General features: G+C 56.1%; 1 protein-coding gene. It reads left to right on the top strand.

Features of this window, described 5'->3' with window-relative positions; all coding sequences use genetic code 11:
* Nucleotides 1-356: hypothetical protein (locus MWC30_RS21865; RefSeq protein WP_244086310.1), on the top strand; the 356-nt coding region annotated here is incomplete at its 5' end.
* Nucleotides 357-487: the final 131 nt, after the last annotated feature.

The raw sequence follows: 487 nt of genomic DNA, 5'->3' as shown, positions 1-487 counted from the left end.
AATACTGGTCATCCAGTGAGGCCGCGGCATTCATGAGCCTGGGAGAGGAGGCCAGGAGCTATCTCGAAAAACTTGCACACACACGGCACCCCCTCAAGAAAAGCCTCCTCAGGCTCCTTGAGCTCAAAGAAGAGTACGGGGCTCAGGGCCTTCTCGAGGCCATCCGCCATGCAAACGCCTACCAGGCCTTTGGCGTCGAATACATCGAAAACATTCTTTTCCAGAAAATGACCCCCCAAAGAAACCACCCTCCCGTCAGGCTCAAGCATGAAGCGTTCAACTCCATACGCCTCGATGAGCCTTCCCTGGCCGACTACGACGCTCTCGTTCTCAAAAGGAGACATTCCCATGATTGAAGCCGATTCCCTCAGGCAAAAGCTCACCAGGCTCAACCTCAAAACCATGGCTCAGCACCTCGATCCCGTCCTTGACGAAGCGCGGCAAAAGAACCAGAGCACGGTGGCCGTGCTCATGCGCCTGGCCGAAC

This window comes from Desulforhabdus sp. TSK, from assembly GCF_022836495.1.
Lineage (GTDB): Bacteria > Desulfobacterota > Syntrophobacteria > Syntrophobacterales > Syntrophobacteraceae > Desulforhabdus.
The sequence above is the reverse complement of the archived record's forward strand: the minus strand, read 5'-3'. Positions and strand labels throughout refer to the sequence as shown.